At 64.6% G+C, this 23,099-nt stretch carries 22 protein-coding genes; 10 read left to right on the top strand and 12 right to left on the bottom strand.

Going from position 1 to position 23,099, the window contains the following annotated elements; genetic code table 11:
- Positions 1–11: 11 nt before the first annotated feature.
- Both ACM9LZ_RS19310 and ACM9LZ_RS19305 read left to right on the top strand, forming a co-directional pair.
- On the top strand, positions 12–1,139 hold the full coding sequence (locus tag ACM9LZ_RS19310; RefSeq protein ID WP_416621147.1) for a CaiB/BaiF CoA transferase family protein: 1,128 nt from the start codon (positions 12–14) through the stop codon (positions 1,137–1,139).
- Positions 1,139–2,251, top strand: a complete 1,113-nt coding sequence (locus tag ACM9LZ_RS19305) for a CaiB/BaiF CoA transferase family protein (protein WP_416621191.1) — start codon at positions 1,139–1,141, stop codon at positions 2,249–2,251. Before ACM9LZ_RS19310 ends, ACM9LZ_RS19305 begins: the two co-directional genes overlap by 1 nt.
- A gap of 51 nt (positions 2,252–2,302) precedes the next feature.
- Here the strand turns inward: ACM9LZ_RS19305 and ACM9LZ_RS19300 are convergent, their stop codons facing one another.
- Positions 2,303–3,220 carry a LysR family transcriptional regulator gene (locus ACM9LZ_RS19300; protein ID WP_416621146.1) on the bottom strand — a complete coding sequence of 306 codons (918 nt, stop codon included), beginning with the start codon at positions 3,218–3,220 and terminating at the stop codon, positions 2,303–2,305.
- A gap of 102 nt (positions 3,221–3,322) precedes the next feature.
- Between ACM9LZ_RS19300 and ACM9LZ_RS19295 the strand changes: the two genes are divergently transcribed.
- Positions 3,323–3,979 carry a type 1 glutamine amidotransferase domain-containing protein gene (locus ACM9LZ_RS19295; protein WP_416621145.1) on the top strand — a complete coding sequence of 219 codons (657 nt, stop codon included), beginning with the start codon at positions 3,323–3,325 and terminating at the stop codon, positions 3,977–3,979.
- Between the two features lie 40 nt (positions 3,980–4,019).
- The gene (locus ACM9LZ_RS19290; protein WP_416621144.1) at positions 4,020–5,033 is read left to right on the top strand and encodes an aldo/keto reductase; all 1,014 of its coding nucleotides are present in this window, start codon (positions 4,020–4,022) and stop codon (positions 5,031–5,033) included.
- A 106-nt stretch (positions 5,034–5,139) separates the two neighbouring features.
- Here the strand turns inward: ACM9LZ_RS19290 and ACM9LZ_RS19285 are convergent, their stop codons facing one another.
- From ACM9LZ_RS19285 to msrB, 5 genes are all read right to left on the bottom strand, one after another.
- On the bottom strand, positions 5,140–5,547 hold the full coding sequence (locus ACM9LZ_RS19285; RefSeq protein ID WP_416621143.1) for a hypothetical protein: 408 nt from the start codon (positions 5,545–5,547) through the stop codon (positions 5,140–5,142).
- A gap of 11 nt (positions 5,548–5,558) precedes the next feature.
- The gene (locus ACM9LZ_RS19280; RefSeq protein ID WP_416621142.1) at positions 5,559–6,407 is read right to left on the bottom strand and encodes a TIGR02587 family membrane protein; all 849 of its coding nucleotides are present in this window, start codon (positions 6,405–6,407) and stop codon (positions 5,559–5,561) included.
- A gap of 46 nt (positions 6,408–6,453) precedes the next feature.
- Positions 6,454–8,736, bottom strand: a complete 2,283-nt coding sequence (locus ACM9LZ_RS19275) for an FdhF/YdeP family oxidoreductase (RefSeq protein ID WP_416621141.1) — start codon at positions 8,734–8,736, stop codon at positions 6,454–6,456.
- 457 nt (positions 8,737–9,193) lie between these two features.
- A complete protein-coding gene (locus ACM9LZ_RS19270) occupies positions 9,194–9,688 on the bottom strand; it encodes a GAF domain-containing protein (RefSeq protein ID WP_416621140.1) in 495 nt (164 codons plus the stop codon).
- A gap of 89 nt (positions 9,689–9,777) precedes the next feature.
- The gene (msrB, locus tag ACM9LZ_RS19265) at positions 9,778–10,179 is read right to left on the bottom strand and encodes a peptide-methionine (R)-S-oxide reductase MsrB (RefSeq protein ID WP_416621139.1); all 402 of its coding nucleotides are present in this window, start codon (positions 10,177–10,179) and stop codon (positions 9,778–9,780) included.
- 206 nt (positions 10,180–10,385) lie between these two features.
- Between msrB and ACM9LZ_RS19260 the strand changes: the two genes are divergently transcribed.
- Positions 10,386–11,090 (top strand): Crp/Fnr family transcriptional regulator, encoded by a 705-nt coding sequence (locus ACM9LZ_RS19260; RefSeq protein ID WP_416621138.1) that lies wholly within the window; start codon positions 10,386–10,388, stop codon positions 11,088–11,090.
- Positions 11,091–11,281: 191 nt separating this feature from the next.
- Here the strand turns inward: ACM9LZ_RS19260 and aptA are convergent, their stop codons facing one another.
- The 6 genes from aptA to ACM9LZ_RS19230 form a co-directional block, all read right to left on the bottom strand.
- Positions 11,282–12,601: an omega-aminotransferase AptA gene (gene aptA, locus ACM9LZ_RS19255; RefSeq protein WP_416621137.1), complete on the bottom strand. Its 1,320-nt coding sequence runs from the start codon at positions 12,599–12,601 to the stop codon at positions 11,282–11,284.
- Positions 12,602–12,877: 276 nt separating this feature from the next.
- Complete coding sequence (locus ACM9LZ_RS19250) at positions 12,878–13,279, bottom strand: DUF1398 domain-containing protein (RefSeq protein ID WP_416621136.1); 402 nt, start codon at positions 13,277–13,279, stop codon at positions 12,878–12,880.
- 51 nt (positions 13,280–13,330) lie between these two features.
- The gene (locus tag ACM9LZ_RS19245; protein ID WP_416621135.1) at positions 13,331–13,792 is read right to left on the bottom strand and encodes a MarR family winged helix-turn-helix transcriptional regulator; all 462 of its coding nucleotides are present in this window, start codon (positions 13,790–13,792) and stop codon (positions 13,331–13,333) included.
- A gap of 89 nt (positions 13,793–13,881) precedes the next feature.
- Positions 13,882–14,157 (bottom strand): DUF3325 domain-containing protein, encoded by a 276-nt coding sequence (locus tag ACM9LZ_RS19240; protein WP_416621134.1) that lies wholly within the window; start codon positions 14,155–14,157, stop codon positions 13,882–13,884.
- Complete coding sequence (locus ACM9LZ_RS19235; protein WP_416621133.1) at positions 14,154–15,755, bottom strand: PepSY-associated TM helix domain-containing protein; 1,602 nt, start codon at positions 15,753–15,755, stop codon at positions 14,154–14,156. Before ACM9LZ_RS19235 ends, ACM9LZ_RS19240 begins: the two co-directional genes overlap by 4 nt.
- Positions 15,752–16,000, bottom strand: coding sequence for a DUF3649 domain-containing protein (locus ACM9LZ_RS19230; protein ID WP_416621132.1), 249 nt, complete (start codon positions 15,998–16,000; stop codon positions 15,752–15,754). The genes ACM9LZ_RS19235 and ACM9LZ_RS19230 overlap by 4 nt, the downstream gene beginning before the upstream one ends.
- A gap of 1,024 nt (positions 16,001–17,024) precedes the next feature.
- On the opposite strand from ACM9LZ_RS19230, the gene ACM9LZ_RS19225 reads away from it, so the two are divergent.
- The 5 genes from ACM9LZ_RS19225 to ACM9LZ_RS19205 form a co-directional block, all read left to right on the top strand.
- Positions 17,025–18,551: a peptidase domain-containing ABC transporter gene (locus ACM9LZ_RS19225; RefSeq protein WP_416621131.1), complete on the top strand. Its 1,527-nt coding sequence runs from the start codon at positions 17,025–17,027 to the stop codon at positions 18,549–18,551.
- A complete protein-coding gene (locus tag ACM9LZ_RS19220) occupies positions 18,548–18,934 on the top strand; it encodes a hypothetical protein (protein ID WP_416621130.1) in 387 nt (128 codons plus the stop codon). The genes ACM9LZ_RS19225 and ACM9LZ_RS19220 overlap by 4 nt, the downstream gene beginning before the upstream one ends.
- A 62-nt stretch (positions 18,935–18,996) precedes the next feature.
- Complete coding sequence (locus ACM9LZ_RS19215) at positions 18,997–20,736, top strand: peptidase domain-containing ABC transporter (RefSeq protein WP_416621129.1); 1,740 nt, start codon at positions 18,997–18,999, stop codon at positions 20,734–20,736.
- Positions 20,736–22,073 (top strand): HlyD family type I secretion periplasmic adaptor subunit, encoded by a 1,338-nt coding sequence (locus ACM9LZ_RS19210; protein ID WP_416621128.1) that lies wholly within the window; start codon positions 20,736–20,738, stop codon positions 22,071–22,073. The genes ACM9LZ_RS19215 and ACM9LZ_RS19210 overlap by 1 nt, the downstream gene beginning before the upstream one ends.
- A gap of 66 nt (positions 22,074–22,139) precedes the next feature.
- On the top strand, positions 22,140–23,099 hold a 960-nt coding region (locus tag ACM9LZ_RS19205; RefSeq protein ID WP_416621127.1), incomplete at its 3' end, for a hypothetical protein.

The following is a 23,099-nucleotide window of genomic DNA, read 5'->3' as shown; positions in this document are numbered from 1 at the left end:
AAGGATTGTCCATGACCCGACCCCTTTCCGGCATCCGCGTTATTGCGGTGGAGCAGTATGGCGCCGGGCCCTATGGCAGCATGCTGCTGGCCGATCTGGGCGCCACGGTGATCAAGGTGGAGAATGCCGCCACGGGGGGGGATGTCTCCCGTTCCACGGGGCCGCATTTCCTGGGCGACCAGGACAGCCAGTTCTTCCAGACCTTCTCCAAGGGCAAGCAATCGGCCAATATTGACCTGAAAAGCCCGGAAGGGCGGGCGGCCTTCAACCAACTGCTGGAAGGGGCCGATGCGCTGATCAACAATCTGCGCGGTGACCAGCCGGCCAAGCTGGGCCTGACCTATGAGGCGGTGAAGGCGATCAACCCGCGTCTGGTCTGCGCCCATCTGTCGGCCTATGGGCGGGGCAACAGCCGGCAGGCCTGGCCCGGCTATGATTATCTGATGCAGGCGGAAGCCGGTTTCATGGCCCTTTCCGGGGAACCGGATGCACCGCCGACCCGGCTGGGCGTCTCCATGGTCGATTTCATGACCGGCACCATGATGGCATTCGGCACCGTATCGGCCATTCTGGGTGCCAAGGCGTCGGGGGTGGGCTGTGATGTGGATGTGTCGCTGTTCGACACGGCCTTGCACCAGCTCTCCTACCCCGCCACCTGGTATCTGAATGCCGGCGATCAGATCACGCGCCTGCCGCGCGGTGCCCATCCTTCCATTGCCCCCAGCCAGTCTTTCAAGACCAAGGATGGCTGGGCGATGCTGATGTGCCAGACGCCGAAATTCTGGGAAGAATTTTGCCGCCGGGCAGAACGACCAGACCTGCTGGAACGGCCGGAATTCAAGGACATTCCCGCCCGCCGCGTAAATCGGCAATTGCTGTCCGACACGCTGGACGCGGTTCTGTCGGAGCGGACGACGGCGGAATGGCTGGCGCTGCTGGGCGGGCATGTGCCGTTCGCCCCCATTACAACGCTGGATCAGGCGCTGGATAATCCTTTCGTGGCCGAGGTGGGGATGGTGGAAACTGTCGATCATCCGGATGCCGACGGGGGGGGCTTGCGGCTTCTGTCTTCGCCCATCCGTATCAACGGGCAGCGGCCCAAGGGCGTGCGCGCGCCCAAGCTGGGGGAGGGTGCGTGATGAAGCTGGAAGGGATCAAGGTACTGGACCTGTCGGCCTTCCTGCCCGGTCCGCACATGACCATGATGATGGCCGACCATGGCGCCGACGTCATCATGGTGGAACCCGCCAACGGCCAGGGGGAGCCGACCCGCGCCATCGGGCAGAAGACGGCCGATGGCACCACCGTCTGGTTCCGCAATATCGGGCGCGGCAAGCGGTCGGTGACGCTGAACCTGAAGGATGCGGCGGATCACGCCCTTTTCATGGAACTGGCCGCCTCCGCCGACGTGGTGGTGGAGGCGTTCCGTCCCGGCGTGGTGAAGCGGCTGGGCGTGGATTATGCCGCGATCCGCGCCGTCAATCCGGGGGTTGTCTATTGCTCCATCTCCGCCTTCGGGCAGGAGGGGGCCTATGCGCAAAAGCCTGCCCATGACATGACGGTGCAGGCGCTGGCCGGTCTGGTGGACTTGAACCGGGGCCTGACCGACAATAAGCCCGCCAGCCCCAATATGCCGGTTGCCGACATGGCCGCCAGCCTGATGGCGTTGTCGGCGGTGCTGATGGCGCTGCTGCGCCGGGGACAGACGGGGCAGGGGGATTATATCGACCTGTCCATGTTCGATGCCGCCCTGGCCTGGACCCCCAATGTCACCGGCCCGGTCTTCGCGGAAGACCGCCACCCGCCGGTAAAGGAGATGCGCAGCTTCGGCGGCTCCGCCATGTACCATATCTATGAAACGGCTGATGGCCGTTTCATCGTGCTGGGCGGGTCGGAGATCAAGTTTGCGGAAAACCTGCTGACTGCCCTGGACCGTCCGGACCTGTTGCCGTTTGCCAAGCAGCAGCCGGGACCCGAGCAGGAACCGCTGCGCGCTTTCTTCAAGGAAACCTTCCCCACCCGGACCTTGGCCGAATGGCAGGATTTTTTGCGCGGGGTTGATTGCTGCTGGGCGCCGGTGCGCAGCCTGAAGGATGCATTCGACGATCCGTTCGTGGCCGAACGCGGCATGGTGCTGACCGACAAGGACGGCTATCGCCATATCGGCGTGCCGATCCGCTTTCAGGAGGAGCCGGCCCAGCCCCGGTTCCAGCTGCCCGCCTTCGGGGATAAGTCGGCCCGGTTCCGATAAAGCGGCCGGTTCCGCGGGGTGGCATCTGCTGGGCTGCTGAGGGCGGCCCTGTCATGCAGCCCCGCCCACTGCCTGGATTGTCCGCGCGACATCGGTGATCAGGGACCGCAACCAACGGTGGGCCGCGTCGTGCCGGTAGCGGACATGCCACGCCATCTCCACGGGGAAGGTACCGAGATCGACGGGGGCGGGGACGATCTTCAACCGCGGGTCGCGGGCCAGATGTCGGCAGATCAGGCGCGGCAGGGTGGAACAATAGTCGGTCACCGCGACCAGTTCCGGCACGGCCAGGAAGTGCGTGACCGACACGGCCACGTCGCGCCGCAGGGATTGCTTGTGCAGTGCCTGGAACAGGCCCGCGCGCAACCGGCCCGGCGGCAGCATGTTGACATGCTTCAACGCCTCATACTGCGCGCGTGTCATGCTGTCGCCGATCTCCGGATGGCCAGCCCGCACGATACAGGCGAACCCGTCATCCATGATGTGCTGCACCACCAGATTGTCAGGGGGATCGACGATGCGGCCCAGCACCATGGCCGTGCCGCCCGATACCACCCCCGTTTCCGCCAGGTCCGTGCCGAACGGCACCATGCGCAGCCTGATGCCCGGTGCGAGATCGCGCAGCCGTGCCACGACGGCCGGCATCAGAACGAATTCCACAAAGCTGTTCGGGGCCAGCGTGAACAGCCTTTCCGCCCGTGCCGGGGCGAATTCCTGTTGTCCCAGGATGACATCATCCAGTCTGGCCAGAGCCGCCGCGATCACGGGCGCCAGTTCCAGCGCCTTTTCCGTGGGCTGCATGCCATAGCGTTCGCGGATGAATAACGGGTCGTGCAGCATGGCGCGCAGCCGGGTCAGGGCATTGGACAGGGCGGGCTGTGTGATGCCCAGCCTTTCCGCGGCACGGGTCACGTTGCGTTCTTCCATCAGGGCGATGAAGGTCGGCAGCAGGTTGAGGTCGTAGCGCATGAGTTATATTGTCATCTGAATATCTTGAATAGGAAAGATAAATTTCCAAAATAAGTCAGGGGGAGACATGATCGGACCATGCAAAGCCAAGGAGCCGAACCAATGTCCAACATTCTTTTCATCCTGACCAATCACGGCCACATGCTGAACGGGGAGCCGACCGGCCTGTGGCTGGAGGAACATGCCGTTCCCTATCTGGCCTTCACCCGCGCCGGCCACAAGGTGACCGTCGCCTCCGTCGCCGGTGGCCGGGTCCCGGTCGATCCGAAAAGCGCGCCGACGCCCGAACAGGCCGACGCCTGGAAGGAACCGGCGGCACTTCTGGCCGATACGCCGGCCTTCGACACGCTGGACGCCGGCGCATATGATGTCGTCTATCTGCCGGGCGGCCATGGCACGGTGTTCGACATGCCGTATAACAAGAAGCTGCACGATCTGCTGTTCCGGTTCGACGCGACGGGCCGGGTGATCGCGGCGCTGTGCCACGCCCCCGCCGTCTTCGCCGGGATGCGTCGCCCCGACGGCTCTCCCTTCATCGCCGGCCGCAACATTGCCGGGTTCACCGATGCGGAGGAACGGGCCGTGGACGGCGTGTCGAAGGTGCCGTTCCTGCTGGAAAGCCGGCTAACGGAACTGGGCGCCATCCACCATCCCGCCGCCGACTGGGCGTCCAACGCGATCCGGGACGGGCGCCTGGTGACGGGGCAGAACCCGCAATCCTCCGCTGCCGCGGCGGAACTGGTCCTGGGCCTGCTCTGAGAGCCGTCCCCCTGCACTTCCACTTGTCGAGGACATGATCATGGCACTGAAGGATATCCTGCCCGGCCGCCTTGGTTTCGGTGCGGCACCATTGGGCAACATGTTCCGCGCCATTCCGGAGGAGGAGGCGCTGGCCACGGTGGATGCCGCCTGGAATGACGGCATCCGCTATTTCGACAACGCCCCCTTCTATGGCGCCGGTCTGGCGGAAATCCGTATGGGCCGGGCGCTGACGGGGCGGCGGCGGGAGGATTACGTCATCTCCACCAAGGTGGGGCGCCTGGTTCTGGACGAGGTGGAGGATGTCGCCGCCCGCGACCAGGGTGAGAAGGGGGGCGTGTTCAGGGACGGGCTGCCCAACAGGGTCATCAACGATTATTCGGCCGATGCCACCCTGCGGTCGATCGAGGACAGCCTGAAGCGGCTGAAGACCGACCGGATCGACATCGTCTGGGTTCATGACGTGGCCCAGGATTTCTATGGAGATGAATGGCTGGCCATGTTCGAAAGCGCCCGCAAGGGAGCCTTCAGGGCCCTGGACCGTCTGCGCGACGAGGGGGTGATCAAGGCCTGGGGCCTGGGTGTGAACAAGGTGGAGCCCATCGAACTGCTGCTGGACCTTGAAGGACCGAAGCCCGACGGGTTCCTGCTGGCCGGGCGCTACACGCTGCTGGACCATGGAAGGGCCCTGCAGCGGGTGATGCCCAAGGTGGCCGAGCGGGGGTTGGGCATCGTTGTCGGCGGCCCCTACAGTTCCGGTGCCCTGGTCGGTGGGCCGCATTTCGAATATGCGCCGGCTCCGCCGGTCATCCTGGAGAAGGTGGCCCGCATCAGGGCGCTGGCTGACCGCCATGGCATCAGCATGAAGGCGGCCGGCTTGCAGTTCGCCCTGGCCAATCCCGCCGTTGTCGCCGTGATCCCCGGTGCCAGCCGCCCCGGGCGCATCGCGGAGGATGGTCGCGCGCTGAGGGAGGTGGTGCCCGCCGATTTCTGGCGTGAACTGCGTGCCGGCGGACTGGTCGATCCGGCGGCGCCGCTGCCCGTCGATGGCTGACACCCTGTCCCGGTGATCGGGACCGGTCACCGGCATCATTGCCGGTGCGTATCATCTTGCGATGGGACCGGAAGGGGGAGACGGGCATTGCGCCACCCATTTCCGGTCAGGGGGCGGCGTAGCCGCCGATCTCGATCGTAAGCATGTCCGGCGTGGTGCCGGGCGGAAACAGGAACGCGCCCCGCCGGATGGCATGGGCCGCGATATAGTCGAATTCGATCTGCTTGGCAGCGGCATTGCCGGTCCGCCCGTCGGCGGTCGCGTTCACGGTGACGGCCGCCGCCGCCTCATCCCCGCGGTTGACGAGGGCCACCATGACCATCGTGCCATTATCCACCGTGCGCATCCGCTCTATGGTGACCTCCAGTTCGGCGGGTGTGTCCGCCCCGAACAGGGCCTGGTATCCCAGGAAAAGGATCAGGCCGGCCACCATCACGCCGGAAATGCCGCTGAACACCCATTCGCTGACCGGCCGGCCCATCTGTTGCGCATCCGTATCCATCTTCCCGTCCATGCCCGCCATCCTCACAGGATCAACCTGGCCGCCGCCGCGCCGATTGCCGACGGAAAGGCCAGAACCACCATCGCCATCACCACGCTTTCATGGTCAAGCCCGTCCACCCGTCCGAAAATCCACAAGAGGTAGAGGCTGATCAGCATGGCGATGGCGTAGCCGGGCAGGGTGAAGCGGACGAACGCGCTCCACCACGGCTCGTCGGCGGATATCGTCGAGCCGCCGGCAAAGCCGACCGCGAAGACGAAGCCATGCATCAGGGCCAGTGACAGCAGCACGAGCAGCAGGGCATGCCATTCCGTCATCTGGTAGGAGATCAGCACCATCTCTTCCGTCGGGGCCAGGTTGAAACCCAGGAAAAGCGCCCCCACCCCCATCAGGAACAGTTCGCCGCCATAGGTCTCCCGGCAATCGGGTCCTTCATCCTCATCCTTCGCCGCGAACTCGCTCTTGGCCAGCAGCGCGCCGATGGCGGCGGGGATCATCTGCACCGTGATTTTGCCGATGATCTCATCCGGGGCGCTGTCGCGCGTGATCGTTCCGAACAGGACCAGCAATCCGGCGCAGATGATGGCCGACACGCCGATCGCCATCAGGGCATCGGCGATGTCGTCGCAATAGCCTTCCGTATGTTCAAAACCGATATAATGCGACAGTTGGACCAGCAATGGCAGCGAGGTGCAGAACAGCACGAGCAGGCGCAACCGGTCCATGGACAGGCCGAGCGACCATAATTCCATGGTCATCAGCATCGGTAGCGAGAAGATGAGCGCGCCGCCGGCAGCCCGTCCGAAATCCCGGGCGGCCTGCCGGGTGGTTGTCCTGCCCTTCCTGGTGCGCGATGATGCGGGTGGCGTCATTCCTGTCCTTGCGGCCTTTCCAACCGCTGCCGTTTCGAGGTGGGATTCATTCCGCCGTCAGCCGGACCGGCACCGATTTCGCCGCCGGGGTCTTGCTCTCTTCGGCATGTTGCCAGAGCGGGATCAGGGGATTGCATTCCGGATAGTAGCCGGCGAGCGTGCCGCGCGGGATGTCATAGTCGATGAGCTGGAAGCCCCCCATGCTGCGCCTTACCCCGTCATCGGCCGCCGTGGTCAGCCGCGCGGTTGCCCCGTCGGGCAGGCCCAGGCGCATTCGGTCCTCCCGGTTGATCAGGATCACCATCCGCGAACCATGGATGCCCCGCAGCCGGTCGTCGTAATCATAGATGGTCGTGTTGAACTGGTCGTTGGAGCGCAAGGTCACCAGCCGCATTATGCCGGTGTCCGTGCCGTCGTCGAAACTCGCCGACAGTGCGCGGGGAAGCTTGAAATTGGCTTTGCCCGTGTCGGTTTCCCAGACGCGCTCACGGGCCGGCACGGGTCTGGCGAACCCGCCGGGGATGTCCAGCCGCCTGTTGAAGCTGTGGAAATCCTCCGGAAAGCATTTTTCGATCTCATCGCGGACCAGGGCGTAATCGGCCACCCACTGGTCCCAGGGTACGTTCGGGTTGGCGGGCAGGACGGCTTTGGCCAATCCGGCGACGATCGCCGGTTCCGACAGAAGATGAGGGCTTGCGGGCTTGTGCTTCCCGCGGGAGGCGTGGATACGGGTCGTGGAATCTTCCATCGTCACGATCTGGGGACCCGATGCCTGCTCGTCGATCTCCGACCGGACGAGTGTCGGCAGCAGGTAGGTGGTGCCGGCTGTGACCAGATGGGTCCGGTTCAGCTTCGTGGCTACCTGTACGCTGAGGTCCAGCGTGCGCCAGGCCTTTTCCATCAGGTCATGGTCGGGGATCGCACGCAGGAAGTTCCCTCCCAGGCCGACAAAGGCGCTGACCGTGCCGGCAAGGATGCCTTCGCAGGCCTCCACCGTGTTCATGCCATCCTCACGCGGTGGGGCGAAACCGTAGAGGTCGGCCATCCTGTCCAGCGGGACGAGCGCTGTCTTCTCCGCGATACCCACGGTGCGCTGGCCCTGTACGTTGGAATGGCCCCGGACGGGGCATATCCCGGCGCCCGGCTTGCCGATCTGGCCGCGCATCAGCAGCAGGTTGACCAGCATCTGGACATTGTCCACCCCCAGCTTGTGCTGGGTCAGGCCCATGCCATAGATGGCAATGACGGCCTGCGCCTGGGCATAGGTCCGGGCTGCTTCCTCCAGCATGGTCTGCGAAAGGCCTGATTCTGCGACGATCTGCTGCCACCCGGTCCGTCGGACCATCGCTTCGAACGACGCGAAGCCCTGCGTATGCCGATTGATGAAATCCATGTCCAGCACGCGGCGGCCGCCTGTCATGACGGCATCGTCGTCCAGGGCCAGCAGCGCCTTGGCCATGCCTGTCATGGCCGCGATATCGCCGCCGGCCCGGGGCTGATGATATTGGGTGGCAATTCGGGTGGGGCTGTTGGTCAGCATCTGTCCGGGATGCTGCGGATTGACGAATTCCTCCCACCCGCGCTCCCGCAGCGGGTTGAACACGATGATGGGCACGTCGCGGCTGCGCACCTGTTGCAGCGTGTGCAGCAGGCGGGGAGCGTTCGTGCCGACATTCTGTCCGAAGGAAAGGATGCAGTCGGTCCGGGTGAAATCCTCCAGCAAGACCGTGCCGACCGGGGTGCCTATGCTCTCCGGCAGGGCCACTGACGTGGTCTCATGGCACATGTTGGAACTGTCGGGCAGGTTGTTGTTGCCATAGAGCCGGGCCAGAAGCTGGTACATGAAGGAAGTCTCCAGGCTGGCCCGGCCCGAGGCATAGAAGATCACGCCTTCCGGCGCGCAGTCGCGCAGTCTGGCGCCGATATCGGCGAACGCTTCTTCCCAGCTGACGGGCCGGTATCTGTCGCTTGCCGGGTCATAGCGCATCGGCTGTGTCAGCCGGCCCGCATTTTCCAGGTCATGGTCGGACCATTCCAGCAATTCCGAGACACGATGCTGATCGAAGAAGGCCGGTGTCACCCGTCTGGCCGTCAGGTCCCAGAACGTGGCCTTGGCACCGTTTTCGCAAAACTCCGCCAGGTGCGGTTCGGCCGGCTTGGTCCAGGCACAGCTTGTACACATGTAGCCGCCGGTCTTGTTATGGTCGCGCACAAGGCTGACAGAAGTGGAAACCGCCTGCTGTTTGACGGCCTGCTTGACCAGGGACTTCACGGAACCCCAGCCGCCCGTCGGCTGGCCGTAGCGTTGATAGCGGGCCCGTCCCGGCATGACACTCTCCTCAAGATGCTTGCCTTGATAATGCTGATGGCGGCCGCATGTTCCCCTGGCGGACGGATTACGGCGCGCGGGGCGGCGGCCCGCATCGAGGGCATATGCCCCCGCGTTCGGTGGGCTTGCCGTCGGGCCTTTTCATCTGCTGTCCGCGACTATGGCGGTTTCTGTTTCTCGATACGAAACGGGGTGGGCCATCTGTGGGGCCATCGTCACGGTCATCATCCCGACTGCTGGTCGGCAGTCCGGCTTCCCTGGCCCGGCCGGGGCTGGCGGGCACGGTCCTTCGGCGGGCGGCCGACGGATGAGCGGATGGCTCGCCTGCTGACCTTTGTCCGCACGGGCGTGGGGCAATGACCTGCCACCCGTCTCGGTGGAAAATCGCTTCCGCGTGCGCGATGCCGTGCTGCGGGAGGGGCGGGGATAACGGTGCGGTTCCGCCCCGCCTGTTGGATCAGGGCCAGTCGCAACCGCTGATGAACAGGGCAGCCAGCGCTTCGATCCCGGCCTGATCGTCGGCATCGAAGCGGGCCGGGGACGGGCTGTCCAGGTCGATGACGCCCAGCACGCGCCCGTCACGGACAAGCGGCACGACCAGTTCGGACCGCGATGCCGCATCACAGGCGATATGGCCCGGAAAGGCATAAACATCGGGGACAAGCTGTGTCCGGGCCGTGGCCACCGCCGTGCCGCAGACCCCGCGGCCCCGCGCGATGCGCACGCAGGCCGGCCGGCCCTGGAACGGACCCAGCACCAGTTCGTCCCCTTCGCGCACGAAATAGAAACCCGCCCAGTTCACGTCGGGCAGCGAGGTGAAGAGGAGGGCGGACAGGTTGGCCGCATTGGCCACGAGGTCCCGTTCCCCATCCAGCAAACCGCGCGCCATACCCGCCAGGTCCCGGTAAAGGCTGGGCTTGTCGGTCATCGTCAGCGGGGCGGCCTGGAACATGTCTAATCCTTCGGACGGGCGGCAGGGCGGGAGCCCGTTCGTTATACCGGCGGCTGCCCGGCTGCAAGCGTGATGGCGAGGGTGGCCGGTCAGTCCGACTCGAAATCCAGCGCGACGCCGTTGATGCAATAGCGCAGATAGGTTGGCGGCGGCCCATCCTCGAACACATGCCCCAGATGGCTGCCGCAATTGGCGCAATGCACCTCGGTTCGCACCATGCCATATTGGCGATCAACGCTGGTCCCCACCGATCCGGGCAGGGGATCGTTGAAGCTGGGCCAGCCGGTGCCGCTTTCAAACTTGCCACCCGACTGGAACAGGGGTTGGCCGCAGCCGGCGCAGCAGAAGCGGCCCGGCCGCTTTTCCCGCAACAACGCACAGCTTCCCGGCGCCTCCGTCCCATGGGCCCGCATGATCCTGTATTGCTCGGGCGTCAGCAGGCGGCGCCATTCCTCGTCGCTGCGGGTGAAGGGAAAGCTGCTGTCCATCATATCCTCGATCCTGCGGGTTCCGGGCTGTGCCCTCGGAGGAATTTAGGCGCTCGCCGCCGGACTTTCCACCCGACGCTTTCGGCTTGTGTCCGGTCCTTGCGCCCGCACGGGACCTTTTGTCCTGGGGGCGCCGCCTTGACAAACCCCATTTTCCACAGATTTTGGTGGGAATTGTAACAAGGGCTGCACAGGAGCGGGGCAGGACCGTGAAACAGTCGCAGATCGACGCCGCCTGGAGAGGGATTGCGGCCTGCCAAAGGTGCGGCATCCGGCATCTGGTATTGTTCGCCGACCTGCGGGAGGAGGATTTCGACCATATCCACGCCCCGATCGAGGAGATGAGGCTGGAAGCGGGTGCCCAGCTTTATGGGCTGGATGATCCGGCGGCGGCCATATTCACCGTCCGCGACGGGCTGCTGAAGCTCGTGCAGTTTCAGCCGGACGGCTCGCAGCGCATCGTGCGGCTGGTTCGTATGGGCGGGGTTGCCGGTCTGGAGGCGCTGTTGCAGCCGACATATGCACATATGGCCATTGCCTTGCAGCCGCTGGAGGTCTGCCGGATTCCCGTCGCGACGATCCATCGCCTGCAGGCCAACAGCACCCGGCTGCACACGCGGCTGATGGAGAAATGGCACGAGGCGCTGACCACGGCCGATGGTTTCCTGACCGGCTTGTCCACGGGCAGCGCCCGTCAGCGCATGGCGCGGCTGCTGCTGCTGTTGTCGGAAGAAAGGCCGGAAGAGCCTGTGCGCCTGTTCACGCGGGAGGATCTGGGCTCCATCCTGGCCGTGACACTGGAAACGGCCAGCCGCACCATTTCCGAATTCAAGAAAGCGGGTGCCCTGCGGGAGGCCGCGCCGAACCGCATGCTCTGCGACCGGGAAAAGCTGACGCGCATCGCTGCGGCCTGAGGGGCCGTCGGAGAAGTCTTCCGTTCGCTCACTGGTGCTTTTCATTCCATCACCCCGGTGAAGATCGGGGTGATGATGAAAGACATGCATGATATCGAAGTCGTCTGGCACGTTTCCGGATCGATGCTGGCCCTGCAATCCTCTGCATGGGAGGTTGATCGTCCCGCGCCTGCCCTTGTCGGGTGCCCTGCCTATCGCACCCGGTTCAGCGCGTCGCGGATGGTGGCGACAATCGTGCCGATCTGTGCGCGCTCCACGATCAGGGGCGGAGAAAGGGCGATGATGTCACCGGTCACGCGGATCAGCAGGCCTTGCTGGAAGCAATCAACGAACACGTCATAGGCGCGGGCCGCCGGCGCCCCGTCGCGGGATGCCAGTTCGATGCCGGCGACCAGGCCGATGGTTCGGATGTCGGTCACATGGGCCGCATCGCGCAGCGACAGCATGGCCTGGCGCCATTCCGTTTCCAGTTCGCCACCACGGACCAGCAGCCCTTCACGCTCATAGATGTCCAGCACCGCCATGCCGGCGGCACAGGCCGCCGGATGGCCGGAATAAGTGTAGCCGTGGAACAGCTCGATCAGGTTCTCCGGGCCTGTCATCAGCGCATCCTGGACGTGCCGGGCGCAGAAAACGGCCCCCATGGGGATGGCACCGTTGGTCAGCCCCTTGGCTGTCGTGATCAGGTCGGGCGTGACGCCGAAATAGCCGGCGGCGAACGGGGTGCCCAGCCGGCCAAAGCCGGTGATCACCTCGTCGAAGATCAGCAGGATGCCGTGACGGGTCGCAATCTCCCGCAGCCGTTCCAGATAGCCCCGGGGCGGCAGCAGCACGCCTGTCGATCCCGCCACGGGCTCCACGATCACGGCGGCGATGGTTTCCGCCCCGTGCAACTGCACCAGCCGTTCCAGATCGTCGGCCAGTTCCGCCCCATGTTCAGGCAGGCCCTGACAGAACCGGTTGCGGGCGGGGTCGTGGGTGTGGCGCAGATGGTCGCTGCCGGGCAGGCCGATGAAGGTGCGGCGGTTGTTGAGGATGCCGCCTACCGACACCCCGCCGAATCCGACACCGTGATAGCCGCGTTCACGCCCGATAAGGCGGGTGCGGGTGCCCTGGCCGATGGCGCGTTGATAGGCCAGGGCGATCTTCAGCGCGGTGTCCACCGATTCCGAGCCCGAACCGGTGAAGAATATCCGGTCCAGCCCCGGCGGGGCGATCCTTCCCAGCCGTTCGGCAAACTGAAAGGCCAGCGGATGGCCCATCTGGAAGGATGGCGCGTAATCCATATCCCGCAACTGGTCGGCCACGGCGGTTGCGATCTCCCGGCGTCCATGCCCGGCATTGACGCACCAGAGCCCGGCCGTGCCGTCCAGCACCTGCCTTCCATCGTCGCTGGTATAGTACATGCCTTCCGCCCTGGTCAGCAGGCGGGGGGCCGCCTTGAACTGACGGTTGGCCGTGAAGGGCATCCAGTATTCATCGAGCGACAGCGTATTGGCCGGAGATTGCATGGGACCGTACCTTGGCAATGGTTCCACGACAGTAGAATGGACCGGCATCCCGCCGACAAGATGTAATACCGATTTGCGGTGAGTTGAACTCATCGCAAATCGGTTGGCGTGTTTACCGCTCACGCGCCCATGCGCGCGTGGGCAAAGCCGCCGGATGGCGACGCCCGACGGATCGGGCTGCATTGATCAGGACCATAGGTGCTGATCAATGCAGATACGGATAAAGGTGGGGAAGGGCCGTCGTGCGATCGTCCGGCCCTGTTTCCGCCATGCCCGTCATTGCGGGAAATGTTCGACATGGGTTTCGGCCGTGCGGCCGTAATAGACGACGCGCCGGCCACAGAAGGACACCATGTAACCGGCGCAGCCCGCGGCTGCAACCTTGTCGCAGAACCCGTGGTAGGTGTAGCCGGGCCCGCCCGCCTGCGCTTCCTGCACGGCTGCTTCCACCTTGTCGGCCCGGAAAAGTGGGGCGATATCGGTCCGGCCCTGGCCGGACGGCAGCACGATATGGTTGCCGCACGGCAGGTGATAGGTGCTGGTCCCGCACCGGTAATCGACATGGTAGCCTTCAAAGCCGGCATCCATCAGCATGCCGACAATGCCGGGAAAATCCATCGTGCCGTCATGGGCTGCTGCAAGGCACCGGCGGGCAATATCAATCCGTTCCGCGTCCATCGCGGTTCTCCTTATCCGAAGGGTGGGTCGAGGTCGGGGGGAAGGGAAGGGTCAGGTCAAGGGCGGGTCGTTCAGGCCCCGCGCCTGTGCAATCTTCTTCAGCGCCTGTTCCAGCCGGCTGCGGTCTTCGGCGCAGAGGCAGCCGAAAATCGCGGCCTCATTTTCATCCGCCAGCCGGGCCAGCATGGGAACGAGCCCCAGGCCGGCCGATGACAGGGACAGGCTGTGCGCACGGCCGTCACGCGGGTCGTCCGCCCGTGCAACCAGACCCTTGGCCATCAGCCGGTCTGCCAGCTTGCTGATGGCGCCCCGCGTCATGCCCAACCGTTCGGCCAGCCGGCTGGGCGCCAACGGGTCGGTTCCGTACAATTCACGCAGCACGACCCATTCGGCCACCGTCACGCCTTCCCCCTCCAGCCGGCGGGAGAAGCTGTGGGAAACATGGTTGGACACCATGCGCAGCCAGAAGCCGAGATGATCCGTCAGCTCTGCGACCTGTTGGGGACGGGACATGGGGGCGCTCCATTTGTTGACTAGGAAACTATGTGAATTTAGTTTCCTAGTCAATTATATATCCGGGGCTTGTCCGTCTTGGAAATGTGTCAGCGCCGTCGCGGCGTCAGATAGGTGCGGGCCAGGACCAGGGGCGCCGCGGAGACGGTCAAAAGCCCGCACCAGGCGACGCTGCCGGTTGCGGCCCCCCACGCGACCGCGGCAGCGATCCAGGAGCCGACCAGAAGCAGGGTGCCGGCCAGTTGCAGCCGGCGCCGCGCGGATGGCGTGGGATCACGGCCCCGCAGCCAATGGTGATGATCCGGCATGGCCAGCGCCAGGGCGGCGAATCCGGCCAGTGCCAGCAACCAGGATAGAAGGCTCATTCTCCGGCCACGGCCAAGGCCGTCCCTTTCGATGCGCGCGGCGTGCGGGCCGTGGCGCGTGGTTTATGGCAGTACACTTTCCAGGCGATGGCGGCCAGCGACAGGGCCAGGCCCCACAGCGTGACGTCGGTCCAGAATCGCGTTGTGTCTCCGTGCAGCACATGCTGCCACAGGCCGTTGCCGGTTATCTGGTCGTAAAGCGGCAGGCCCAGCAGCATGACGGCGCACAGGGTGAACTGTTCGACCCAGCCCCGCTTGGGCGGCCGCATGAAGGCATGGACGATGCATAGTCCCCAGGCGATGAACATCGCGTTCACCTCTGCGTGCCAGCGGCCTTCCAGGCCCACCGGCAGCAGGCGGTTGGCCCAGAACATGGCCACCATGCCCACGGGCAGGCCGGCAACCGTGGCGACATTCAGCCGTTCCACCAGCCGGAAGCCGAAGTGGGGCCGGCCGGGGTCGGGCAGTTTTTCCCGCCGCTTGGCGGTCCACATCACCAGGCCTGTGGCAACCATGGCGGTGCCGGCCAGGCCCGACAGGAAATAGAGCCAGCGGACGGTCGTGGGGGCGAAGCGGCCGGCATGCAGCCCGACCATGGCGTCGCGGGTGGCGATGCCGGCACCGCTGTGCGGCGGCCTGGCCAGCATCTGACCCGTCACGCCGTCGAAAGTGATGGTCTGTGAACGGTCCAGGACCCTGTCACCCAGATGCCGGCTGATCTGCACGCGGGCCGCGGCGTCGCCGGGGTTGCTGATGCGGACGCCGCCGACGGTTCCGCCCTGCCACAGGGCGCGGGCCTGTTCCAGCATGGGGGCGATGGGGGCCTGCGGGGTCGGTGTCGCGGCATAGCTCGCCGGTGGCAATTGCGGCTGCGTTGCTGCGAAGAATTCAGCGCTGTCGTTGAAATTGGCCAGCATGCCCCAGGGCATGTACAGCGCCATCAGCGTGACCAGCCCCGTATAGGTGATCATCAGGTGGAAGGGCAGAGCCAGCACGGCCGTCGCATTGTGCCCGTCCAGCCAACTGCGCTGACCCTTGCCGGGGCGGAAGGTGAAGAAATCGCGGAAGATTTTCTTGTGCGTGATGATGCCCGTGACGATGGCCACCAGCATGAACATGGAGCAGAAGCCCACAAACCAGCGTGCCCACAGCACAGGCATGTAGTGCAGATCGAAATGCAGGCGGTAGAAGAAGTCGCCGCCGCGCGTTTCCCGCACCTCAACCGGCCTGCCATCATTGCCCAGCCACAGGCTGTTCGTGGCGTCGGGCCAGCGAAAGCGGATGCGCTCCCCCGGCTTGGCCCTTTCCGCCCAGACGAGCTGTGTGCCGCTGCCGCGCGAACCGGGAGGAATGATGGTCCAGCTTGCGGCATCCGGTGCCTTGGCCGACAGCGCGGCCAGGGCACTTTCCATCATTCGCGTCTCGTCGGCCGGGGTGATGATCGTGGCGGCAGCCGGCAGTTCGGGGCGCATCCAGTGACTGATCTCCTCGCGCCAGAAGGCAGCGGTACCGTTGATGAAGATCAGGAACAGCACCCAGCCGACCACCAGCCCGGTCCAGGTGTGCAGCGATGATTGAGTCTGGCGGAAACCCTTCATGCGGGCCATCCGAACCGGATGGAGAGCCATGCCGCCATGCCCGTGGACAGCGCCAGCCCCACGACCCAGCCCATGGCGGCCAGGGCGTTGCGGGCGGCAAACACCCAGACCACGATCGCCGTCATCACGGCGAAGGACAGGGTGGTCGCCATGAAGGTGGCCTCCACGGGGGGAACTGGCAGCAGCCGCGCCAGCAGTGCCGTGACCGTGCTGGCCAGCCCATAGCCGCCGACTGTGGCCGTCACGATGCGGACCGGCACGTCCCAGGCGGGCCGCCTTGGTGCAAAGGCCCGACGGGGCGGCGGTGTGGCTATTCTTGACACGGGAACTTTGACCATCAATGGGAGAGGATGAGAATAACTCGCATATGCAATTGAGTGTACGCTGTCAAGCACCTGCGTGGATGGAGTGGTGGACTGATGCCACAGGCTGCGGGATTATTCGATTGGGCCGGAACAGCCTGATCAATGACCTGATCCGTCATGGATTTCGATATTGGAAACATTCGATATTGGAAACAGCGGGAGAGGCGCTGGACCCGTCGAATTTCATCCCCTGGAGAAACTATCCGGATGATCGACCAAGCAGCCTTATCCAGTCGAGTTACCACTGTCAAGTTACGCGCCGGACGCGACTGCGACATACCGCCGCATCCTGTGATCGTCCCGTCAAAGTCTAGGCCGCCTCTTGGTCCACATTTGAAAAATTAGCTGACAGATTGCTCCCTATGGCAGACGCGCTCCGGATGGCTGCGGAGGGTGAATATCAGTACTGTCGAATATACTGATATGGATGAAAACGCCTTGTCTCTCCGTATGATGCATTCTCCACAAGCTCTCTGCCACCCTGTATCAAAAGGCGTGGACGCAAGTTTCTGTCGGATTTGGTTCTTGGTTCGGCCCGTTTGCATAATTTAGCCATATTCCGAAGACCGAGGTGATTTATTTAATTAAGGAGGAAAATTTTTTTAAAAAACCTAAGTTAATAATTTTATTTATTCAATAAACTTCCGGTTATTATCGGAATATATAAGTATATATTTATTATACGAAAGATACAAATTGCCCACTGGTCAGTCCGGTGGAATGGAGTCAGTAGTTTTTCGCAGAAATCATTCGGCTGGGGCTGGCCATGACTCATGTGGCGAAATCGGATATGCGCCCTTCATCCCGGGCGTGGCGTGTAAATCCATACATACTTTTGTCTAGCATCACCATAAATCTGCTGTCCTTGTCCATGCCGGTTGCGATATTGTAGGTATATGATCGCGTGATTCCCAATCATGCGGCTGACACGATGTCTGTTCTTGCAATCGGTGTCGTTGTTGCACTGATTCTAGACTTTTGCTTGCGGCTGTTACGTCAGCGTATTTTCGGCGCTCTTGGGGCAAAATTCGAAGCCGGGGAGAATATACGCGCCGTCTCTCATATGATGGATGCGGATCTCCGGACGTTCCAATCACATTCATCGGGCGCCCATATGGAGTTTCTCGGCTCCATTGCCACTTTGCGTGATTTCGCCTCCGGGCAGATCATGATCAGCCTGTATGATATTCCGTTCATCGCGATATATCTGGCGCTGATATTCTATATCGGGGGGCCGCTGGTCCTGATCCCCATCGTGGGGGTGGCATTCCTGTGCATCACGGCTGTGCCTGCGCTGCGTCATGCCCGTGATGCCCTGTCGCGCATCACGAAGGTGGAGGACAGGCGGCTGAGTTTCGTGATCAGCCTGTTGACGGGCATCCAGTCGGTCAAGGCCATGGCACTGGAACAACCCCTGCTGCGCCGGTACGAGAACCTGCAGGAGAGCCGGCTTGAAGAACACCGTGCCGCTGAGCTGTCGGCGCAGCACCTGGCCGAACAGGGCCAGTTCACCGTGCAGTTCGCCAGCCTGCTGACGGTTGGGTTCGGCAGTCTGCTGGTGCTGAACGGCAACCTATCCGTTGGTGCTTTATCTGCCTGCATGTTGCTGGTCGGGCGTTCGCTGGCCCCGATGCAGAGCATCATGCAGTTCTGGTCGCGCCTGCAATCGGCTTCCATCGCCCGCGATCAGTTGAACCAGATCTATGCCATGCCCAAGGCGGAGATGGCAGGCGGTGTGGAGGATGCAACCCTGACCGAACCGCACCTGGTCCTGGAAAACGTGCATTTCGGTTTCAAGTCCGATGATGATCTTCTGGCCGGGATCGATCTGGATATCCGCCGGGGAGAGATCATTGCCCTGGTGGGCGCCAACGGCAGCGGCAAGAGCACCTTGTTGTCCATCGCTGCGGGCTTCTACCAGCCGACGCAGGGGCGGGTGCTTCTGGATGGACGCGAATTGTCGGCCTATACGCCGGACAGTCTGCGTCAGGCCATCGCCCTGCTGCCCCAGCATGAAATCCTGTTTCGCGGCACGATTACCGAGAACATCACCATGTTCCGGCCGGAAATGGAAGATGCAGCCCTGGCCGCCGCGGAGCGGGTGGGCATATCCGAACTGATCCACGCCCTGCCGCACGGCTTCTCCACCTTTGTCGGTGACGGTGCCACCGAGCCGCTGCCCCGCGGGCTGGCCCAGCGTATCGCCGTGGCCCGCGCCCTGATGAACCGGCCGCGCATCGTCCTGTTCGACGATGCCAGTTCCGCCGTGGATGACGAGGGTGACCGCTGCCTGTTCACCCTGCTGAACGAGGTGCGCGGCGACTGCATCATCATCCTGGTCAGCCACCGGCCCGCGTCCTTGAAACTGGCCGATCGCATCTACAGCCTTGCCGACGGCAAGCTCGACCTGACGCAGGAGTTCCTGGCATGACCCTGTCCCTGGAGGCCGGGGTTGCCCGGTCGCAAGACATTTCCGTTAATAACCCCGCACGGTCGACGGATGCGGCCGGCAACGACATAAATGCGAAGCTGGAGCCGCTGGGCCTGCTGCTGCGGCAACTCGGCTGGCCGATGACGCAGCGTCAGATGCTGGAAGCCATGCCTGCCGCGTGCGGGCCCGATCCGGTCGCCGATCTGCGCGACCTGCTGGGCCGCCTTGGTTTTGCCGCGTCGGTGCAGGCGCAGGACGCCTTTTCCGTCCCGGCGCTGCGCCGGCTTTACGATGCCGGGCGTGAGCGTCGCCTGCCGCTGCTTTACCTGCCGGCACAGGGCGCGCCCCTGCTGGTGGAACCCAAGGGCAGCCGTCTGACATAATCAGGCCCCAGCCCGGTGGTGTTGCCTATCGCTCCGAACAGGGTGAGGGGCTTGGCCCCGGCGTGGCCATCTCGATCACCCCGGCCGCCTCCCAGTCATCGGGTGGGGAGAAACAGCCCTGGTTGCGGGGGCGGCTGGCGGAAGGGGCGCCGCTGGTGCTGGTCTCGCTGCTGCTGACCCTGCTCGCCAATATGCTGGCGCTCGCCAATCCGCTGTTCGTGATGGCCGTCTATGACAAGGTGATCGCCGCCAACCAGCCTGACCTGCTGATCATGCTGGGGGTTGGCGCCATCGGCGCCTGCCTGCTGGAACTGGCCATCCGCCGTGCGCGCACCCGCACCATGGCCCATGCCGGCGCCCGGCTGGGATATCTGGTCGGCAACGCTGTCCTGGGCCGGTTGCTGAACCTGCCCAGTGCCATGACGGAACGGGTCAGCATCGCGGCCCAGCTTGCCCGGGTGCGTGACATCGACCGGGTGCGCGACCTGCTGACCGGTCCGCTGGCCCAGGCCTGTCTGGACCTGCCTTTCATGCTGCTGTTCATCGGTGCCATCTTCGTGATGGGTGGATGGCTGGGGCTGGTGCCGTTGCTGGGCGTGGGCGTCTATGCGCTGGTGGGCATTGTGGCGAATGCCGTGATCCAGCGCCGTGTCACCCGGTCGGCCCATGCCAATGCCCGCCGTCAGGAACTGGCGCTGGAGATCATCGAAAGGATGCGTGCCATCCGTATCCTAGGCGACCTGGATATCTGGCGCCACCGGTACGAGAATGTGGTCCGCGATGCCGCGCGCGCCAACCTTCGTTATTCCCAGGCATCGGCCACGGTCGGCACGATCAGCGTGGCGCTGGGCACCCTGACAGCATTGGCCACCCTGCTGACCGGCATCCATCAGGTGCTGACGGGGGTGCTGACCACCGGCGGCCTGATCGCGTCCATGATGCTGGTCTGGCGCATGCTTGGTCCTTTGCAGGCGGCCTTTACGGCCAGCGCGCGGGTGACGCAGCTCCGCTCCTCCATGAAGCAGATCGAATCCCTGATGGCCACGCCGCCGGAGCGGTCGGAGGCCGCCCGCCCCAATCGCGCCGGAGAGATCCAGGGCCGGGTGACCTTCAGCCGCGTCACCTTCCGCTATGGCCGGGAGAGCGAGCCGGTGCTGGCCAATCTCTCCTTCGAGGTCGCCCCGCGTGAAGTGGTGGCCCTGGTCGGCCGGTGCGGCGGGGGTAAGTCCACCGTGCTGAAGCTGATTAGCGGTCTTTACGCGGCCCAGGGTGGTTCGGTGCGTATCGACGGGCGGGATATCCGCCAGTTCGATCCGGTACAGCTTCGCCGCTCCATCGCTTTCGTCACCCAGGTGCCGCAGTTCTTCCAGGGCACGCTGGCCGACAATCTGCGTCTGACTGCGCCCACGGCCAGCGACAATGAACTGATCGACGCGCTGGACCGTGCCGGTGCCATCGATGCCGTGCGTCGGCTGAAGGACGGGCTGGAAACCCGCTTCGACCTGCATGAGAAGCCGTTGCCGACGGCCGTCCTGGCCCGCCTTGCCCTGGCGCGCGCCTATCTGCGCAATGCCCCGCTGGTGTTGCTGGATGAACCGATCAGCGGCTTCGATTTCGAGGGCGAGTTCGCCTTCATGTCCGCGATCGAGGCGCTGCGCCAGCAGGCGACCGTCTTCTTCGCCACCCATCGCCGCAGCCATCTCGGGATCGCCGACAAGGTGCTCATCCTGGAGAACGGCACCACCCGCTATTTCGGCACCGCGGACAAGGTCCGGGACCGTATTCCGAAGGGGATGATCTGATGCGTTCCGCCCTGTCCTTTTCCTCGCCCCCGGGCTTTTCCGCCCAGCCCTCCTTCGCCACCGACGAACTGGTGGAGGATCCCGGCGTGCGCCCGCTGACGCGCGCCGCCATCCTGCTGGCCGGTGCCAGTGTGGCAGCCTTCATCGCCTGGGCGGCCTTCACGCCTGTGCAGGAAGTGGCAGTCTCCTTCGGGGAGATCGTGCCGGCCGGCGCCGTCCAGACGGTGCAGCACCTGGAGGGCGGCATCGTGGCCGAGATGCTGGTCAAGCCCGGCGAACTGGTCGAGGCCGGCCAGCCGCTGGTGCGGTTCGAAGGGGCCGCCACCCAGTCCAGCCGTGACCAGATGCTGGTCCGCCAGCTTGCCCTGCGAGCCCAGGCCGAACGGCTTGCCGCCTTTGCCGATGGTCGCGCGGCCGATTTTTCCGCCTTTGCCGGGCAGCCCGAACTGGTTGTGGAAAATGAGCGGCTGTTGGGCAGCCAGTTGGAGGCGCGGGAGAGCCAGCGCCAGGTCCTGGCCGATCAGGCGCAGGAACTGCGTTCCGTGCTGCAATCGAGCCAGGCCCAGCTTGCCAGCATCAATACCAATCTGGGCTTTATCGACAGCAAGGTGGCCATGCGGGCCGACCTTGTGGAGAAGGGCCTGAATTCCCGCCTGATGCTGATCGAAGCAGAGCGCGAGCGGGCGGCGGCCATGTCCGAACGCCAGCGGCTGGAAGGCGTCATCGCTTCCACGCGCAGCAACCTGAACGGTAATGCCTCGCGCCTGGCCGAACTGGACACCCGGCTGCGGCAGGAAACGCTCGATAAGCTGGGCGTGGTGAACGCCGAGCTGGCGGAACTGGCCAAGGCGTTGGACGGGCAGGAAGATCGGGTGGAACGCCTGGTCTCCACCGCGCCGATGCGCGGCATCGTGCAGGAGATGCCCGTGAAGACCATTGGCGGTGTCATCTCGCCCGGCGGCGTGGTTGCCCGGCTCGTCCCCGTTGATGACGAACTGGTGGCCGAGGTCCGCGTCTCTCCGCGCGATATCGGCTTCGTGAAGGTGGGCCAGACGGTGAAGGTCAAGATCCAGGCTTTCGACTATACCCGGTTCGGCCGCGTGGACGGGACGCTGGAAAGCGTGTCGCCCACGACCTTTCTTGATGAACAGAAGCAACCTTATTACCAGGCCAGGGTGAAACTGGCCGCCAACCATGTCGGAAGCCAGGAGATGCATCACGTCCTGGTCCCCGGCATGACGGTGCAAGCCGATATCACGACGGGCGAGAAATCACTGATCCAATATCTGCTGAAGCCGATTTACACGACGGTTGATGGTGCGTTCCGCGAACGCTGATCCGCCTTCCTTTTTTAAAAACCAAAACCAGCTTCCGCCCACCATCCATTTGGCTGGAGAACCGCCATGGCCGCTCCCATCGGTGACAAGACCGCTCCCATCGCTAAGGCCCCCGTCATCCGCGACAGCGTCGCCGATGCGCCCGACCGGCCGCTGAAGGCCCTGGAACGTCCCGCGGCCGAGGCCGTGCGTCCCAACGAACCGGGCAACGCCTATCTGGGCACCGTTCATTACGGCAGCCAGCAGGAAGGCGGTACGGGCGAGACCTTCACCACGGCCACCGGCGGAACAGGCGACAACGGGCTCCCCTTGCCCGCCCACCAGACACCGGCCGGCCCGGTCCGCGCCCTTGATCGGGAAATCGACGGTGCGGGCCAGATCGTGCCTGCGCAGGAGATACAGGGCACAGCCACTGGTTCGGGCATCGCTGTTTCGGGTACGGAAATGGTTGCCGGCGATACGGCAGGGATCATGGCGGCGCCCGACCCGACCCAGATCGCCTCCGCCGCGACCAGCCCCGCCACGGCCTACGCCGCCCCCGGCATCTCTCCTGCCAGCGCCCCCAACCCCACCGCCCGCTCCAACGCCGACATCTCCGATCCGAGCACCGGCACAGGTGACACGGGCGGTACCGGCACGACGCCGACGGATCCGAGCACCGGCACGGGTGGCACGGGCGGTACCGGCACAACCCCGACGGACCCGAGCACGGGCACAGGTGACACGGGCGGCACTGGCACGTCTCCGACGGACCCGAGCACGGGTACGGGTGGCACGGGTGGTACCGGCACGACGCCGACCGACCCGAGCGCGGGCACGGGTGACACGGGCGGTACCGGCACGTCTCCGACGGACCCGAGCACCGGCACGGGTGACACGGGTGGTACCGGCACGTCTCCGACCGACCCGAGCACCGGCACAGGTGACACGGGCGGTACCGGCACAACCCCGACGGACCCGAGCACGGGCACGGGCGGCACGGGCGGTACCGGCACGACCCCGACGGACCCGAGCACGGGCACGGGT

It is taken from the genome of Niveispirillum fermenti (genome assembly GCF_048066175.1).
In the GTDB taxonomy this organism is placed as follows: Bacteria; Pseudomonadota; Alphaproteobacteria; order Azospirillales; family Azospirillaceae; genus Niveispirillum; species Niveispirillum fermenti.
Note: the sequence above shows the minus strand (reverse complement) of the source record. Positions and strands in the feature narration are given on the sequence as shown.

Coding starts and splice junctions, on each gene's coding strand:
- ACM9LZ_RS19310 (WP_416621147.1), top strand. CDS start 12: ATGACCCGACCCCTTTCCGGCATCCGCGTTATTGCGGTGGAGCAGTAT.
- ACM9LZ_RS19305 (WP_416621191.1), top strand. CDS start 1,139: ATGAAGCTGGAAGGGATCAAGGTACTGGACCTGTCGGCCTTCCTGCCC.
- ACM9LZ_RS19300 (WP_416621146.1), bottom strand. CDS start 3,220: ATGCGCTACGACCTCAACCTGCTGCCGACCTTCATCGCCCTGATGGAA.
- ACM9LZ_RS19295 (WP_416621145.1), top strand. CDS start 3,323: ATGTCCAACATTCTTTTCATCCTGACCAATCACGGCCACATGCTGAAC.
- ACM9LZ_RS19290 (WP_416621144.1), top strand. CDS start 4,020: ATGGCACTGAAGGATATCCTGCCCGGCCGCCTTGGTTTCGGTGCGGCA.
- ACM9LZ_RS19285 (WP_416621143.1), bottom strand. CDS start 5,547: ATGGACGGGAAGATGGATACGGATGCGCAACAGATGGGCCGGCCGGTC.
- ACM9LZ_RS19280 (WP_416621142.1), bottom strand. CDS start 6,407: ATGACGCCACCCGCATCATCGCGCACCAGGAAGGGCAGGACAACCACC.
- ACM9LZ_RS19275 (WP_416621141.1), bottom strand. CDS start 8,736: ATGCCGGGACGGGCCCGCTATCAACGCTACGGCCAGCCGACGGGCGGC.
- ACM9LZ_RS19270 (WP_416621140.1), bottom strand. CDS start 9,688: ATGTTCCAGGCCGCCCCGCTGACGATGACCGACAAGCCCAGCCTTTAC.
- msrB (WP_416621139.1), bottom strand. CDS start 10,179: ATGATGGACAGCAGCTTTCCCTTCACCCGCAGCGACGAGGAATGGCGC.
- aptA (WP_416621137.1), bottom strand. CDS start 12,601: ATGCAATCTCCGGCCAATACGCTGTCGCTCGATGAATACTGGATGCCC.
- ACM9LZ_RS19250 (WP_416621136.1), bottom strand. CDS start 13,279: ATGGACGCGGAACGGATTGATATTGCCCGCCGGTGCCTTGCAGCAGCC.
- ACM9LZ_RS19245 (WP_416621135.1), bottom strand. CDS start 13,792: ATGTCCCGTCCCCAACAGGTCGCAGAGCTGACGGATCATCTCGGCTTC.
- ACM9LZ_RS19240 (WP_416621134.1), bottom strand. CDS start 14,157: ATGAGCCTTCTATCCTGGTTGCTGGCACTGGCCGGATTCGCCGCCCTG.
- ACM9LZ_RS19235 (WP_416621133.1), bottom strand. CDS start 15,755: ATGAAGGGTTTCCGCCAGACTCAATCATCGCTGCACACCTGGACCGGG.
- ACM9LZ_RS19220 (WP_416621130.1), top strand. CDS start 18,548: ATGACCCTGTCCCTGGAGGCCGGGGTTGCCCGGTCGCAAGACATTTCC.
- ACM9LZ_RS19210 (WP_416621128.1), top strand. CDS start 20,736: ATGCGTTCCGCCCTGTCCTTTTCCTCGCCCCCGGGCTTTTCCGCCCAG.